General features: G+C 37.2%; 16 protein-coding genes. 11 read left to right on the top strand and 5 right to left on the bottom strand.

Translation table 11 applies throughout. The features are described from left to right. Positions 1 to 88 precede the first annotated feature (88 nt). The gene (gene wecB / locus CBF33_RS01015) at positions 89 to 1210 is read left to right on the top strand and encodes a non-hydrolyzing UDP-N-acetylglucosamine 2-epimerase (protein WP_126760991.1); all 1122 of its coding nucleotides are present in this window, start codon (positions 89 to 91) and stop codon (positions 1208 to 1210) included. Positions 1211 to 1247: 37 nt separating this feature from the next. Here wecB and CBF33_RS01010 read toward each other — a convergent pair whose 3' ends face one another. The 4 genes from CBF33_RS01010 to CBF33_RS00995 all read right to left on the bottom strand — a co-directional run bounded on the left by CBF33_RS01010 (position 1248) and on the right by CBF33_RS00995 (position 3441). Further along, positions 1248 to 2192: an NAD-dependent epimerase/dehydratase family protein gene (locus CBF33_RS01010; protein ID WP_126760763.1), complete on the bottom strand. Its 945-nt coding sequence runs from the start codon at positions 2190 to 2192 to the stop codon at positions 1248 to 1250. A 122-nt stretch (positions 2193 to 2314) separates the two neighbouring features. Next, complete coding sequence (locus tag CBF33_RS01005; RefSeq protein ID WP_023605958.1) at positions 2315 to 2527, bottom strand: DUF2922 domain-containing protein; 213 nt, start codon at positions 2525 to 2527, stop codon at positions 2315 to 2317. A gap of 27 nt (positions 2528 to 2554) precedes the next feature. Next, positions 2555 to 2761, bottom strand: a complete 207-nt coding sequence (locus tag CBF33_RS01000; protein WP_023605957.1) for a DUF1659 domain-containing protein — start codon at positions 2759 to 2761, stop codon at positions 2555 to 2557. Positions 2762 to 2886: 125 nt separating this feature from the next. Then, entirely contained in the window at positions 2887 to 3441 is a 555-nt protein-coding gene (locus CBF33_RS00995) for a sigma-70 family RNA polymerase sigma factor (RefSeq protein WP_126760762.1), read from the bottom strand. A 180-nt stretch (positions 3442 to 3621) separates the two neighbouring features. Here CBF33_RS00995 and CBF33_RS00990 point away from each other — a divergent pair, with 180 nt between their 5' ends. The 10 genes from CBF33_RS00990 to CBF33_RS00945 all read left to right on the top strand — a co-directional run bounded on the left by CBF33_RS00990 (position 3622) and on the right by CBF33_RS00945 (position 15989). Then, positions 3622 to 4374, top strand: coding sequence for a competence protein ComK (locus tag CBF33_RS00990; RefSeq protein WP_126760761.1), 753 nt, complete (start codon positions 3622 to 3624; stop codon positions 4372 to 4374). A 123-nt stretch (positions 4375 to 4497) separates the two neighbouring features. Then, a complete protein-coding gene (recX, locus tag CBF33_RS00985) occupies positions 4498 to 5298 on the top strand; it encodes a recombination regulator RecX (protein ID WP_126760760.1) in 801 nt (266 codons plus the stop codon). Position 5299: 1 nt separating this feature from the next. Continuing rightward, complete coding sequence (gene mutY, locus CBF33_RS00980; protein ID WP_126760759.1) at positions 5300 to 6499, top strand: A/G-specific adenine glycosylase; 1200 nt, start codon at positions 5300 to 5302, stop codon at positions 6497 to 6499. Positions 6500 to 6631: 132 nt separating this feature from the next. Next, positions 6632 to 9172, top strand: a complete 2541-nt coding sequence (mprF, locus tag CBF33_RS00975; protein ID WP_126760758.1) for a bifunctional lysylphosphatidylglycerol flippase/synthetase MprF — start codon at positions 6632 to 6634, stop codon at positions 9170 to 9172. Between the two features lie 377 nt (positions 9173 to 9549). Further along, on the top strand, positions 9550 to 12117 hold the full coding sequence (locus CBF33_RS00970; protein WP_126760757.1) for a lectin-like domain-containing protein: 2568 nt from the start codon (positions 9550 to 9552) through the stop codon (positions 12115 to 12117). Positions 12118 to 12148: 31 nt separating this feature from the next. After that, positions 12149 to 12490, top strand: a complete 342-nt coding sequence (locus CBF33_RS00965) for a hypothetical protein (protein WP_126760756.1) — start codon at positions 12149 to 12151, stop codon at positions 12488 to 12490. Continuing rightward, positions 12483 to 13571, top strand: a complete 1089-nt coding sequence (locus tag CBF33_RS00960) for a WxLIP family cell surface protein (RefSeq protein WP_126760755.1) — start codon at positions 12483 to 12485, stop codon at positions 13569 to 13571. The genes CBF33_RS00965 and CBF33_RS00960 overlap by 8 nt, the downstream gene beginning before the upstream one ends. Continuing rightward, positions 13552 to 14325 carry a class A sortase gene (locus CBF33_RS00955; protein WP_126760754.1) on the top strand — a complete coding sequence of 258 codons (774 nt, stop codon included), beginning with the start codon at positions 13552 to 13554 and terminating at the stop codon, positions 14323 to 14325. Before CBF33_RS00960 ends, CBF33_RS00955 begins: the two co-directional genes overlap by 20 nt. A 58-nt stretch (positions 14326 to 14383) precedes the next feature. Next, a complete protein-coding gene (locus tag CBF33_RS00950; protein ID WP_126760753.1) occupies positions 14384 to 15178 on the top strand; it encodes a WxL domain-containing protein in 795 nt (264 codons plus the stop codon). A gap of 52 nt (positions 15179 to 15230) precedes the next feature. Then, positions 15231 to 15989: a WxL domain-containing protein gene (locus CBF33_RS00945; protein WP_126760752.1), complete on the top strand. Its 759-nt coding sequence runs from the start codon at positions 15231 to 15233 to the stop codon at positions 15987 to 15989. 117 nt (positions 15990 to 16106) lie between these two features. On the opposite strand, the gene CBF33_RS00940 is transcribed toward CBF33_RS00945, so the two are convergent. Beyond that, entirely contained in the window at positions 16107 to 16508 is a 402-nt protein-coding gene (locus tag CBF33_RS00940; protein WP_126760751.1) for a DoxX family protein, read from the bottom strand. Between the last annotated feature and the right edge of the window lies 1 nt (position 16509).

Here is a 16509-nt window from a genome sequence, read left to right as displayed (position 1 = left end):
ATGCTATGATAGAAGTAACACAGGAAATACTATAGGATGACGGAATGTTGAAGGGAGCAAGTGTGTCGTGACAAAAAAAATCAAGGTGATGAGTGTCTTTGGAACCCGTCCAGAAGCAATCAAAATGGTGCCTCTTGTTCAAGAAATGAAAAAAGAAGCAGATATATTTGAATCATGTGTGGTTGTGACAGCGCAACACCGTGAGATGTTAGATCAGGTTTTAACAGCTTTTGAGATTATCCCAGATTATGATTTGGATATCATGCGTCCCAATCAATCGCTCGCTGAAATCACGAGTCGCGTTTTGCTTAAGCTTGACGAAATTATGCGCAAAGAAAAGCCGGATATGGTGTTAGTCCATGGAGATACTACCACTGCATACGCGGCTAGTCTCTCTGCCTTTTATCATCAAATCCGTGTCGGTCATGTTGAAGCAGGGTTACGTACTTGGCAAAAGTACTCACCATTTCCAGAAGAGATTAATCGACAACTGATTGACGTGATTGCAGATGATTATTTTGCTCCTACATCGTTAGCTAGAGAGCATTTGCTAGCAGAAGGAAAAAATGATGAACATATTTTTATTACGGGTAATACAGTGATTGACGCGTTGCAGTATACAGTGAAAAAAGATTATCACCATGAAGTATTGTCGTCCATCGATGATAAACAGCGGATTATTTTAGTGACCATGCATCGTCGTGAAAATTTAGGAGAACCAATGCGAGATGTTTTCACAGCTCTAAAAGAAATTGTTATAGAAACACCTGATGTTGAACTTATCTATCCGATGCACCTTAATCCAAAGGTGAGAGAAGTGGCAGAGGATGTTTTAGGTAACGTAGAACGAGTTCATCTGATAGAGCCACTAGAAGTATTAGATTTTCATAATTTAGCGGCTCGTAGCTATTTGATTTTGACGGATTCGGGTGGAATTCAAGAGGAAGCTCCTTCCCTTAACAAGCCCGTCTTAGTTTTACGAGATACGACTGAAAGACCAGAAGGCGTTGAGGCAGGTACATTGCATTTAGTCGGAACGGACTATCATGCCGTTAAGAAAGCGACAAAAGAATTGCTAGAAGATAAGGGACGTTATAAAATGATGAGTGAAGCGCCTAATCCGTATGGAGATGGAATAGCTAGTCAACGTATATTACAAGCCATTGCGTATGCTTTTGATAAAGCACCTCGTCCGGCTGATTTTAAATAAAAAAAGCACTGTTGAAAAACAGTGCTTTTTAGCTATTTTAAAAAGATTGTAAATACTCATGAATTCCAGTTTGAATAGTATATTTAGGTCGGTAACCGAGTGAAGTTAATTTTTTAATATTCGCATAGGAAAAAGGAATGTCCCCTTCACGAGTTGCTTCATGCTGAATAGGTAGCTCGACTGACAGAGATTGATGCATGCTGTCAATTAGATTATTTAAGGATGTGGCAATACCCGTCCCTACATTGTAGACTTCTCCGAGAGCTTGTTCTTTCGTGGCAACCAACCATAACGCTTGTAAAACATCTTTAACATAGACAAAATCACGTGTCTGTTCGCCATCTCCAAAAAGGGTAAACTGACTATCTTCGCCATTTACTTTTTTCATAAAGCGATCGGTTAAAATGGAGATAACACCTGAATACGGTGAACTCGGATTTTGATTTGGACCATAAACATTGAAAAAGCGAACGGCAGCAGTCGGTACACCATATAAATGATGGTAGGAAAGAACGAATTTCTCTGCAGCAAACTTATCTATAGCATAAGGGGTGAGTGGGCGAATGACACTCTCTTCTTGTTTCGGAAGTGTTGGTTCGTCACCGTATACCGCAGCAGACGAAGCAAATACTAAACGTTTTAAGCGTCTGTTTGGTAAATGACGTAAAGTTTCTAACATAGTCAGAACGCTATTAAAGTTAACGTCATGTGTTTCGATTGGACGTTCGACTGAGTCAGCGACACTGGCAATAGCTGCTAAATGGAAAATATAGTCAAAATTTTGTTCTGTAAGTAGCTTCGTCATGAAAGTTGTATTTAATACCGATTCATGATGAAAGTGAATGTTATCCGATTTGTCTAAGTTGGACTCGCTTCCCATACTCAAATCATCGACGACTGTAATGTCGTATTCTGCTGACAAATGATTCGCTAGGTTTGATCCTATGAAACCAGCTCCACCTGTAATTAATATTTTTTCCATGTATAGTACCACTCTTTCTTATCAAGACTTGTTTTCTTTAAGTATATCAAAAAAAAGGTTAAAACGGTAGCAACATCAAAAAGGCAGTTACCATTCCGGTAACTGCCTTTTCTTACATTATATTAAAACAAGTCGGTTGTGATTGTTTCGACATAGTGAGCGCTGACGGGTTCGACGTATTGGGCGATACCTTTTTTCTCGATTAAAGCGAGATTAGCTACCCCAGCCATTACTTCACGGACTGTTTCCGCTGTTAAGTCGTCGCGGCAGTCACGTTGTGTCAAGGTGACTTTTTTACCCGTTCCGTTTTTAAAAATCATTTGTAATTTTTTCATACTAATATCTCCTTTCAAAATGTAAAATTACGCGGTAAAGCGTGTTTTTTCGACAAGCACTGTGCTGTCTAAGTTCATCTTTTCAGGGACGAGACGTTCAATTAAACGAGCATAGGCGAGTACGTCACTTTCAGCTGGGTTTTGAATGATGTTAGAAATCGTTTGTTTCTTCATTTTTTCCTCCCCATCCACTGCAAAGTGTAATTCTACTTGGTTACTAATCCATTCTTTCATTTTGATTGCTCCTCTCTCTTTTTTTGTAAGCATGTCGCGACGTCTTACACTAATAATATCGAAATGAAGGGGCAAAATGTTAACCCTAATTTCGCATTTTTTTATTAAATAACATTAGAAATCATTTAGTTTAAGTTATCGTCGCGATGATTATTAAAAAAATAACGCAAGCTTTTTAGAGCGAGTTGGTTACGCCATTTATAGACGGCATGACGGCTGACATGGTAGTAGCGTGCGATTTCTGGTATCGTCCAGCCTTTCTCCATAGTGGCGATGAGATAGGCTCGTTCGCGTTGTGAGAGATGTGGCCAAATGGTTTGTTTATATAGTGCATAATCGACTTCTTCAACGAGCGCTTCTTCTGTTTGTGTTGACGGGTCGACGGCTGTTTGTAACTGACTATCTTCTACTGCTTGGTGTCGTGTTTGACGTTGTTGTTGGCGAATGCGGTCGATCATCCGTGATTTGACGAGACGAAAGAGAATACCGCGAAAGTGATAGGCGCGTTCTTCAGTTTCAAAATCGAGTGAGACTTTTTCTAGACATTCGCATAGGATGAGTAGTCCCGTTTGTAACCAATCTTCGTAATCGACATGATTAGGGGCGATGTGTAGTTGTTTCAAGACGCCGTAGACGATCCCGATGTAGGGGTTTATCCGTTCTTCTTTTGATTGTTTCATATTTTTCACCTTTATTTAATAATGTTCAACCGGTTGACAGTTAAAGTGTATCGAAATGGTGTAAAAAATACGAAGTGTTATTTAATCAAAAAAACATCAAAAAAACGTTCATTTCATCTTTTTTTAGCATATTCTATATAAAAAGGGAAAATTTAATAATAAAGAAAGGATGAGTAAACGATGTACGAGAAGATTCAAAATGAATGTTTGTCACAAGAGGTCAAAGTTGTGAAAGAGTATGATTTGAGTGAATGGTATGAGATTGCCCGTCCGCAAGCAGATGTCGTGTTGACAAAGGAAACATTGTTAGTCATGCCGTATGAATCCCGTTGCGTAAAGGGGAGTTTAGTTTTTCAAAGGGATAGTCTACCTGTTTTTGTCGAGCGAACGACGGGGCAGCTTATTCATCAGATGTCGAAATTGCAAGTCGATGACTATGATACGCAACGACAGTTATTTTCTTTACTGAGTGGTCGTCGTATAAAGAAACAGCCATTTTTACATCATCAGTATGGTATTTGGTTGCCATTAACTGGACCGAGTCAGTACGCCAGCGTATGGTTCAATTTTGACCAGGTTTTTTCATTTTTGGATTTGACGAAGGAAGAAAGTCCGTATCGGTTAGATATTTGTTTTAATGGTCAGTATCATTGTCATCTCAATAGTTCTTATCGTAGTTTTCATCAACGATTAATTCACGTGCGTGATGTCTGCGATGTTTTTTCGACCTTTTTTGATTATTTTATCGAGCGTACTTCGCTGCATCATTTGTCGTTTACGGCTCCTTTAAGTGATGAGTGGCGTCACTACATCGCGCAGCATGGAGGGAGTAAGCAAAAGCCAGTGGTTTGTCAGTCATTAGAGGAGGCGATGGCTTTTTTCTCAAGCGGTCGCTCTGTTTCTTACATAGAGGCGTTGATTTGGCGGAGGTAGTGGATGTGTTAGCATCAATCGGTGTTTGAAGGGCGTCTATCATTCTTTTTGCCAGACTTTTTGATTTAATGATATGATAAGGGATAGCGTTAGAAAGAGTAGAGAAAATGAGAGGTGAGGTAAGTGGCGGAAACGGTTGTGAAAATAGCTCAGACGAAAAAGCCTGGGCGCTATAAAGTGTTGTTTGATTCAGGTGTCAGCTTAAGCGTGTCAGAAGATGTGCTAGTGCGACATCGTTTATTGAAAGGCACGACGCTCGACACGGCTGCCTTACAACAATTGCGTCATGATACCGCGATAGATGAAGGATATCAGCGTAGTCTACATTATTTGAGTTATCAGCTGCGATCGGAAGCCGAGGTCAAACGCTACTTGCGTGAGCATGAAATTGCCGAAGACGCGATTAGTGATATTATTGGAAAATTAAAAGAGTTAAAATTAATAGATGACGTGCAGTATGCTGAGAGTTACGTGCGCACGCAAATGCGTATGGGCGATAAGGGACCGCAAGTCGTGTTACAACAATTGCGTAAGCGAGGGATTGCGCCAGACTGTGCGGAGCAGGCGTTGTCACTTTATGATACAAAAACAGCTTTAGAAAATGCGGCTAAGCTAGCTGAAAAAGCGTTTCGTCGTTATCGTAAGGATAGTTTTCAACATCAGCAACAAAAAGTCTTAAAACATCTCGTTACAAAAGGTTTTTCCTTTGACATTGGTCAAGCAGCAATCGATATCTTGGAGATTGAGCCGGATGAAGAAGCGCAGCGCGAGGCGTTAGCACGTGCTGGCGAAAAGATATGGCGTTCGTCACATCGGCTAGATGAAAAAGCGCGCGTGCAAAAGGTCAAACAAGGATTAGCTCGACGAGGCTTTTCTTTTGAGATGATTCAAGCGTGGTTAGATGAGCGCATAGAAGGAGAATAAAATGGTAAAAGAAGCACGAGCGCAGCGTATTGCTAGTTACGTAGCGGACTGGCCGAAAGAGAAAGTCGCTGCTTTTCAGCAAGATTTTTTAGCGTGGTATGACGAAGAAAAGCGGCACTTACCGTGGCGTGAATCACAAGATCCGTACCGGATATGGGTGTCAGAAATCATGTTACAACAAACGCAAGTCGCCACAGTCATTCCGTATTTCGAGCGATTTATGGCGTGGTTTCCAACGATTGCCGATTTGGCTGCTGCGCCAGAAGATCAGTTGTTAAAAGCGTGGGAGGGATTAGGTTATTATTCACGCGTACGTAATATGCAGTTCGCCGCTCAAACAATTATGGAAGAGTACGACGGAGAGATGCCTAGTGATTTGAAGTCGCTATTAGTGTTAAAAGGGATTGGGCCGTATACAGCCGGAGCGATTGCCAGTATTGCGTTTAATCAGCCGGAACCAGCTGTAGACGGAAATGTCATGCGGGTTTTTAGTCGTCTGTTTGGTATCAAGGAAGATATTGCCAAGCCGTCGACACGATTCATCTTTGAAGGAGTCGTACGACATACGATTTCGCCGCAACATCCGAGTGAGTTTAACCAAGCTATTATGGATTTAGGTGCGACGATTTGTACACCCACCTCACCAAAATGTGAAGCGTGTCCATTGGCTGCCTACTGCTTAGCGTATCAAATGGATGAGAGAGAGAAGTACCCAGTCAAAAGTAAGAAGACGAAAGTAACACCTCATTATTATCTCGCATTGGCCATGCAAGATGCTGAAGGTCGCTGGTATTTAGAGCAACGTCCGACGACGGGATTGTTAGCAAACTTTTGGACGTTTCCCTTAGTGAAGCTAGATAAGAAAAGCTACACGCGTTTTAAACAGCAATGGGAAGATGCCCAGACGCGTGATGCGGGTGAACAGATTTTAGAGCTTGTCGCTGAAGATGAGCCGTCTTTAGTTGAACATTTGGCAGAAGAGGTGGCGGATGTGATTTGGCAAAAGGAAGCTGTAGGAGAAATTCAACATGTTTTTAGTCATCAAAAATGGCACGTGCTGATTGCTTATGGCTATCAAGCGGAAGTGAGCGATGAGCAGACGGGCTGGTACTATCCGACTGCTTGGTCGGCCTTACCTTTTCCAAAACCACAGCAAAAAATAGTCGAGATATTACAAAAACAAAAATATATTGAAGATTAGTCAGCAGTCCGATAAAAAATCAGTCTTAAGATGGATTTTTTGTCGGACTGTTATTTTTTTGGTAGAAAAGAAGAAAAGTAGTCTATAATGAAAGGGAAGTCGAAGAAATAGTCAGGTAAAGGAGGACTAGGTATGCTAGAATGGCTTAAGAAAAAACAACCAATGTTAAAACGTCTATTTGTTATATCGGTAATGGTTATTGTAACGTTTGAATTGTTATCGATTGGAAAAACACTCTCTATCTCTCAATTAAAACTTATTTTTCGCGATATTGCGGTTTGGAAGATTGTCTTAATGGGGGTCGTAGGATTTGTCTCTGTCACACCAATGTTAGGTTATGACGTCATCTTGATGAAGTTGTTAAACGACCAGCGAAACAAACGCTATCTGCTTGAAAATAGCTGGATGATTAATACGATTAATAATGTGGCGGGGTTTGGTGGTGTAGTGAGTATTGGCTTGCGCTCCAGTCTTTATGGAAAAGGAGCCGGACATGATCGTAAGGAAGTATTACGTGCGCTTTCGCATATCTTTTTATTCTTAATGTCCGGCCTTTCGATATATAGCTTTTTAAGTTTTATCTCACTCTGGATAGGGCCATTTAATGAATATGTCGCTCAATATTGGATTTGGTTAATCGGGGGTGGCTTGTATTTTCCGCTAGTCTTAATCATTACCCAGTTTAAGAAGTCGGGATTGCTAGGTGGCTTATCAGTGCAAACTCGATTGGAACTAGTGGGTATTTCATTTTTAGAATGGACGGGTGTCCAATTAACCTTTATTAGTATCGGTTGGTTAATGGGTATCTCATTTCATCTCGGAGAAGTCATCCCACTATTTGTAGCGGCGACAGTTTTAGGGATGGTTTCCATGATTCCCGGAGCTTTGGGAAGTTTTGACGTGATGATGATTTTTGGTTTAACGTCACTCGGTATTCCAAAAGAAAGTGTCGTTGCTTGGTTATTATTATATCGCCTGTTTTATTATATACTGCCTTTCTTAGTAGGACTGGGACTCTTTGTAAAAACATGGGGACATACCTTAAACGAGCAGTATGACGGAATACCACGTCAGCTATTAAATCAAACTTTGCATAAAATGGTCGTGGTCACTTTATACTTAGCAGGTATTTTAATGGTTCTTGCTGCCACAGTGCCAGAGGCGTTTGCGTCGGTCAAATGGTTACATCACTTTTTACCGCAACGCTTTCATATTTTAAATCAACTGCCAAGTATTGCATTAGGCTATTTGCTGATTATTATGGGACGGGGCGTTGCCGCGCGTGTGAAAAAAGCCTATATTCCAACATTATTACTGATTGCGACAACGTGGATTTACGCACTACTTGTAGACTTGGGTTGGTTTATGCTAATTTTACTCGCGATATTGCTTATATTAACGGTAACGATTCAGTCAGAATTTGTCCGTCGCCAGTTTGTCTATGCATGGGAGATGGTCACGGTCGATAGTGCTATCATGGGACTGCTCATGTTCTTTTATATTGGAATCGGCGTCTACAATTTGCCGAAAGTTACCCATCACGCACCATTTCACACCTTTTTGTTTTTCCCATCTGAAAAAGTGTGGTTAATGGGCTTCTTGTTGACTCTGATTGTGTTCTTTTTGATTGTGTCGATGATTCGTTACTTACAAGGGGACCAACATGTAATAGGCGAGGCCTTTGACAACGAGAAAGTCCATACGATTTTGGAAACGTATGGTGGAAATGAAACGAGTCATTTAGTGTTTCTAGGTGATAAACGTCTGTTTTGTTATCCACAAGAGGAACCGACTGTTTTTATCCAGTTTCAAGCATCAAATAATAAATTAATCGTCATGGGCGACCCGTCAGGTAATGAAGAAGACTTTCCAGAAGCGCTATCTGCTTTTATTGAACAAGCGGATGAATGGGGATATTTACCTGTTTTTTATGAAATCACTGAGTCAATCGTTTTATACTTGCATGAGTATGGCTACGATTTCATTAAAATGGGCGAAGAAGCGCATGTCTCATTAGAAGCCTTTACGTTAACGGGAAAAAAGATGAAAAACCGTCGTGCGGTGATGAATCGCTTAACAAAGGAAGGCTATCAGTTTGAATTAACACCGCCACCGTTTGACGGTAGTTTTATCGAGGAGTGTCAACGTGTGTCAGATGCGTGGCTAGACGGGCGGAAAGAAAAAGGTTTTTCACTGGGGTTCTTTTCAGACGACTATTTACAGCAAGCGCCGATTGCGACCATTCGCAATACGGACGGACAGTTGATTGCTTTTGCCTCTATGATGCCTGCTTATAATAATGCACGTATTAGTATTGATTTAATGCGTCATGACCCTGTGTTAGCGCCAAGTGGGACAATGGATTATTTATTTATGAATCTTTTTCAACAGATGAAAGAAGCAGGATTTCGAGAATTTAATATGGGAATGGCTCCTCTAGCCAATGTGGGAACCTCCCGTAAAAGTTTTATCCAAGAAAGGATCGCGTATCTCGTGTATCATTTTGGCAGTCGATTTTATTCGTTTCAAGGATTACGTGACTATAAGAGTAAATATGCGACAGATTGGCAGCCAAAATATACGCTGTATTCACGAGATAGTTGGATTGCCTATGTCATGTTGAGTATTTTGAAAGTGGACAATGCTTCAGTCGAGAAATACGGACATCGTTAAATATAAAAAGTATGTGAGTGACTGTTAGAAAAGACAGTAACACGCATACTTTTTTATTTGTTTTCACATATTCTCATCATGAGTTTCTTAATATAAAAGTAGTTAAAATAACATTTTATATTATGTAATGAAATAAAATGGTGATTTATCATATGTTTTTTAAAAGATTTAAAAACGTTATTAAATAGAGGTTTATCTTGTTTTTTAAATGTTTGTTTTGGCGGTTAATTGAACGGTTGTTAAGTATTTTTCAAAACGTATAACATAAAAATGCGTATTTTAATATAAAACAAAACCATTGTTTTATGAACTGGTATGTGATACTTTAAATAAAACAAGGTTTTAAAAACGCTCGTTATTAAAAAGGAGGTATTCATGTGAAAGAAATTTTGGCGTCTTTTGTAGTGACTTTTGGACTGCCGTTAATGATGCCGGTGTTAGTGGGAGCTTCTCCCGAGATAAACGAAAAACAAGCAATTGTTGAAACAGTTGAAAATTCTAGTTCGGAAAAAACAAATAATACACTAGAAACAAAAAGTGAAATAAACTATGATATTCGATTCATTCCAAGTGAAATGGCAAAACAAAAGTTAAAAGAACAAAAAGAAATTATTTTAACGAAAGTGAAAGGGGAAGAGATTAAGAAAAAAGAAATAGAAGATTTTTTTCAAAAAGGTATGTCGGAAGAAATCATCTTAAAAAATCAATATAATCAGCTGTTAACACTTAGTGAAATAGACGGTATGAGAGTCGACGAATCTATTACGTTTGATCTTTTATTAGATAGCGATAATAATGGCTCGGAAGATTTGAAATCAAGTGAAAACCAATCAGGAGATATCCAGATAGAGCAAAGTAAAGCAGAAGAAAGTCAGAGAGAAGTAATACAATCTAGAACTGTCCCACTTCCTCCAGTTAATCTAAATGAATTGCTGCCATTAGGCAAAGTCTTTGCTGACCCTGTAGGGAGTGGCCCTAAAGTATTAAGTGATAAAAATGTGCTACAAATAACTGCTACTAACAAACAATTAGGAGCTATATGGTCAAAGAATAAAGTCAATTTAAGAAAAGATTTTAAACTAAGGTCTTGGATCTACTTAGGAGATAGAGGTGAGAAAGCTGCTGATGGTATAACTTTTACACTTCATGCTGATCCGGATGGTGTTCAATCTCTTGGAAGTGATGGATCTGGCATAGGAGCATATGGATCGAGATTTAGTGATAAATTTATCCGTAATGCATTATCTTTTGAGTTTGATACATTTAAGAATGACTATCGAAAAGAACCTGTATATGATGAGACCGACAAATATATAGATGATGGAAAAAGAGGGCATGTCGCTTTTGTTCGTCCACGTGCGGATATTAATAAATTTGACATGATGAAGCCTAGTCACAAACATACTAAAGTGTTGAGTAGTTCTTCAACTTTATCTGATGGACGTTGGCATAAGTTTGATGTGGATTGGGATGCTAATAATCAAATCTTGAAAGTACGGGCTGATTTTCAATTTAGTGATGGAAATCAAACAATTGAATACGATTTGAATCAGTCAAGTCCTGGTTATCCAAAGATCAATCAAATGTTTGGAGGCTCGTACGAAGTTTATTGGGGTTTTACAGGCTCAACAGGAGAGGGGTGGGCAGAAAATGCGATAGCCATGAGAACAGTACCTAACTCAGTTAGTCACATTGCCTCTTTGAAAAATCATGCAGATAACAGTTACAGTGAAAAAATAACTACAAGCAAAGGTAGTACTGTAGATATCAAAGATCATTTGATTTTAGATGATAAAGTCAACTCCAAGTTTACTAAAGATGCACAAGTTGTTATTGATTTGAAAGATCTATCATATCAAAGAGAAACTCTTGAAATAAATGGTAAAAAAGTAAAGGAAGAAAACATTGGTTTTGATGAAAACAATAGGAGACTAACTATTACTTTAGGTGATATGGCATCTGGAATGGGATGGGAATCTGATTTAACTTTTCAAGCAAAGGTTTTAGAAAGTGCTCAAGAGAACGAAACAAACAAGTATCGTTTTATATACTTGGATGAAGGTGTTGTTAGTGATTCTAATGATATAGAAATTTCTTTTGTAAAAACTCAAAATCCAGAAGCGATTTCACATTATTCTTATTTTAATGACGATAATAAACTTTTTGAAGTTGATTTGAAAAAAGATGAAGAAGTAGTAATCAATGATTATATAGAAGTTAAAGGTAATAATTTTACTGAAAACGATACTATTAGAGTAAAGTTAGAAGATTTGGATTATCAAAAAGGAACACTTGAAATCAATGGTGAAAAAGTTGATGAAAAACAAATAGATTATAATGGGGACGTTCTTAGAGTTAGGCTAGGAAATTTAGCTTCTAAATTAAACTTTAAAGCTAATTTAAGATTGAAAGCTAAAGCGACAATAGATCAAAATAAAACAAACTTCTATAATTTTTATTATCAAACTCCTAACCGTGACGAGACACCTGCAAATAACACAATTGTAATAAATTTTAAACAAGGACCTTTGAATGTCTTGAGATTAAAAAAAGTACCAGAAATAATAGATTTTGGTAAACATGAAATTAAGACTGGTCATAAGGACTTCTGGTCTCAGACTAAAGGAGACTTAGTAGTCGAAGAGTTTCGAGCTGAAAATGCAGACAAATGGACATTGACGGTCAGAGAAAAAGAACCTCTAACTAATCAGTTGCTACCAAAGCACAATTTGATGGGTAAGATGGTTTGGAATGATTTAAAAGGGAAAGAACCTATTACTAAAAATGAGACAATCGTTGAACAATATAAACATGAGGGCGATTATAAAGTGAATGATACATGGGAAAAGGACCAAAAAGGTATTAGTATCGAAGTTCCAATCGACAAACAACTAGTAGGTACATATAAAGGAGAGTTACAGTGGCAGTTAAGAGATACACCTTAACAGTGTTAAAAATAAGGTAAAGGAGAGTACTATGAGAAAAACAAAAAAAAGAATTATGTACACATTTATATTTTTTTTGATGTTTAATCTTCCGCTAACAGTTTTTGGTACTAGTTATCAATCAAATTCTGGTGTAGGTTTCTACGGAGAGTATCCTAATATTCATATTTCCGATGAAGACAAGAGCCAAAGTCAGAATATAGTCCCAGGTTATCAAACTGATGAAAGTCAAGGGCGCGCAATTATGATCCCGAAACTAGGAGATAATAATAATATTCTACTTTATAACGCGTTATCTGTTACTATAATTGTCTTTTTATATTTAAAACAACAAGACATAAAAAAAGTAGAAAGAGTGAATTATAATGTCTAAAAAAAATAGAATAAAATTACTAATTTTATTTGTAATGTTGTTCAACTGGCTTGGAATGACAACCAGTCTGGCTGATACATATAATTTTTCGGCTCAGCCGATACAGCCGGATACACAAGTAGATAAAGAACAGTCTTATTTTGATATAAAGGTAGAGCCGGAGAAAGAACAAGAACTTGTGGTTAAGTTATTTAATGACTCTGACAAAGATATTAAAGTTAATACAAGTATTTCATCGTCTACAACGAACAGTAATGGGGTAGTGGAATACTCTCCTAATGATATAAAAAAAGACGATACGTTACGTTATGATTTAGCAGATTTGGTTGAAACAGAAGAACAAGTAGTAATTCCTAAGAAAAGTTTTTATGATTTGAAGTTAAAGGTGATACCACCAAAAGAGACATTTGAAGGGATTATAGCTGGGGGTATTACGTTAAAAGAAGAAAAAGAAAAAGAAGAAGAAAAAGAAGAAGGAAATGGCCTAGCTATTAAGAATGAGTATGCATATGTTATTGCAATCATAATGCATTCCGATAACAATCAAGAAGTTGAACCTGAATTAAATTTGAACAAAGTATATCCAGATCAGATAAATGCTAGAAATGCCATAGTAACAAGATTTCAAAACCCGAAACCAACCTATATAAATAATGTTGTCATTGCTACTAAAATTAAAAAGGATGGAAAAAAAGAGCCTTTCATGCAAGAAGAAAAACAAAATATGCAGATTGCTCCCAATACAACATTTAACTATCCTGTGATTAAGGAAGGTAAAAAACTTGAAGCAGGAAACTATGTGGCAGATATAACAGTATATGCAAACAAGAATAATGATGGTGAGCACGAGTATGGTAAAGATGAAGAAGGCAATCCTGTTAAGTATCAGGACAAATGGACTTATTCTGAAAAATTCTCTATCTCAAAGGAGAAAGCACGAGAATTAAACAAAAAAGATGTTACCCTTAAACAAGACTATACAAATTGGTACATCATAGGCGGTTTAATAATCATTATTCTTGCTTTAATTATTAGCCTTTATTTCAGTAGAAGGAATAAGAATGAGAAAAAAGCAGAGTGATTATATTGTTCTTATTTTAATGTTGATTGGTATAAGTGTGTTATTTTATCCTTTTTTTAAAATGAGTTTATTGGTAGAAAAGACAAATCAAGTCGAGTTTGTCTTTGATTCGGGCTCAGATGATCTTGATCGCTCTGAAAAATTATCTAAAATCCAACCACCAACTTTGAAACAAATAATGAAGATGGATACAACAGTGACATATGAATCTATTTTAAAGATACCATCATTAAAAAAAAATTTAATAATATCGAATGATACAACTGACAGCTCTTTTTTTACTGGTGTAGTCAATATGTATCCAAAAAGAAATCCATTAAAAGATAATGTCGTTATTTTAGGACATCATTTATCGGATAGTGGTTTGTTATTGGGAGATATTGGCAAACTTAAAATAGGCGATAAATTGATATTAGAAAAGGCAGAAGGTGAATATCAATATAGTGTCAGTGATGTTTATATTACGGATGAAACAAAAGTTTCTGTTTTGGAGACGTCAGAATCACCTAAGCTAACAATGATTACATGTGATAAACCAACTTACACTGATAAAAGAATGATTGTTGAAGCTAATTTGATAGATGTAAAAAAGAATAAAAAAATAGCTAGAGATGTTAATGATAAGAAACTTTTTTTGGAAACTGTACCAATAAAGTATGCGAACTTAAATACAGTCAACAATAAAAATAATATGATATGGTTATTGCTTTTATATAGCATAATTATAATTTTAGTCGTCAAGGTATTTTTATAAAAATCGTTTTAAATAGGCTATCCTGTTTAATATAAAAAATTTTTAAAGGAGAAAGAAAATGAAAAAACAAAAAATGATGTCAGTATTAGCATTGTCAATTTTAGGATCTAATCTGTTAGCGCCGAGTGTCTTAGCAGCAGAAAATGCAGAGGTGAGACAATATGAATCTCATGGAATGGTTCAATTTATTCCAGATACAGATCCAACAGATCCAACAGACCCAATAGACCCAGGTGAGCCAGAGAAACCAATTGATCCAACAGATCCAGAAGGACCAAATCCAGGGACACCAGGCCCACTATCTATTGATTTTGCTTCTAGTTTCGATTTTGGAATTAACAAAATCACAGATAAAGATGAAACTTACTATGCAAGAGCTCAACGTTTTGAAGGGTTAGAAGATCGACCAAACTATGTTCAAGTCTCAGATAAACGCGGAACAAACGCAGGATGGACTTTAGATGTAAAACAAGAAAATCAATTTGAAGCAACAAAAGAGACGAAAAACAAAGAGTTAGTCGGAGCTCAAATTAGCTTGACTAATGCAAAAGTAAGAAGTAAGACAAACACGACACCACCACTAGCTCATGAAAATATGGGATTGAAAGTTGGAGAACTTCATAGAGTAATGACTGCAGAAAAAGGTGCAGGTGCAGGTACATGGTTGAATCGTTGGGATGAAGGAGAGAATGTCCTTACTGAAGAGGAAGTTATTGTAGATGAAGAAGGTAACAAAGAAAATGTTAATTTAAACAAAAGTGTTACATTAACTGTACCAGGAGCAACAGTAAAAGATGCAGTTAATTATAAAACGACATTAACTTGGATTTTATCAGAAATCCCTGCTAATTAAGAAGTACTGTAATCAATAAATATTAATATAAATAGATAGAAGGAGAATTACAATGAAATACAACAAAATTATTAGTTTAGCATCAGTCATGGCTTTAGGATTATCTATGGGAGCAGGTGTAGTTTCTGCAGCAGGACAAGATGGTGGAGAATATACATCGAATGGCTTAATCGAATTTACTCCTGGAGAAAAACCAGTAGACCCGGTAGACCCACTTGATCCAGAACAACCAGTAGACCCAACAGACCCAACAGATCCAGAAGGAAAACCTCAACCAGGAACACCAGGTCCACTATCCATTGATTTTGCTTCTAGTTTCAACTTTGGTGAAAACAAAATAACATCGAAAGACGAAACATATTATGCTGAATTACAAAAGTATAAGGATAAAGATACTGACCAAGAACTAAGAGAAGGACCTAACTATGTCCAAGTAACAGACAACAGAGGAACATTAGAGGGTTGGACTTTAAAAGTTAAGCAAACGAAACAGTTTGAAACAGAAGATAGCCATAAGTTAGAAGGAGCAAAAATTACTTTAACTAATGGAAATATCAATACTGTTTCAGAATCAACACCAGCAACAGCGGTAGATGAAATCGAAATCGACAATATGAACGAAGATTTACTTGTAATGAGTGCTAAAAAAGATGCGGGAGCAGGTACTTTCTTAACACGCTGGGGTGATGAAGATTTAACAAAATCTAAAGAAAGTGTCAAACTATTTGTACCAGGTAAAGCCGTTAAAAAGAAAGCACAATACAGAACTTCTTTTGTTTGGACTTTAACAGATGTGCCGGGTAATGAATAAAAAAAGCAATATATGAATTAAAAGATGACTAGATTCGATTCTTTATGGATTAGTCTCAAAAAAGGAAGAAAATCAAAAAAGATTTTCTTCCTTTTTTATATTTTGCAAGAGCCTTTTTTAAAATGGACGATCGTTTTGAAAGGGGAGGAGTTGAAAGAGGTTTTTATTTAAGTGAGCGTAGCCGACAGCAAGACTCATCACAATTAACAGTAATTCCAGTTCAAAACCGTCAATAAAGCCAGCTTGACTTTTTAACATAAAAATTGTCGTTCCTAATATGGCGACAAAACCTAGAGAAACAAGAGGGACGAGTAGACCGAGTATCATGAATAGGCCTCCGACAGTTTCGATGGTAGCAATAATAGGGGGCACGAATGTGGGTAATCCTAAACTAGTGAAAAAATCAGTGACGTCTCCGAGATTCAACCATTTTTGCAATCCATGTAAGAGCATGGTAACGCCTAGCATAATGCGAATAAGTAGCAAACTATAAGTACTTCGCTGAGTTACTGTAAACATA

It is taken from the genome of Vagococcus lutrae (genome assembly GCF_003987555.1).
Taxonomy (GTDB): domain Bacteria; phylum Bacillota; class Bacilli; order Lactobacillales; family Vagococcaceae; genus Vagococcus_A; species Vagococcus_A lutrae.
Note: the sequence above shows the minus strand (reverse complement) of the source record. Positions and strands in the feature narration are given on the sequence as shown.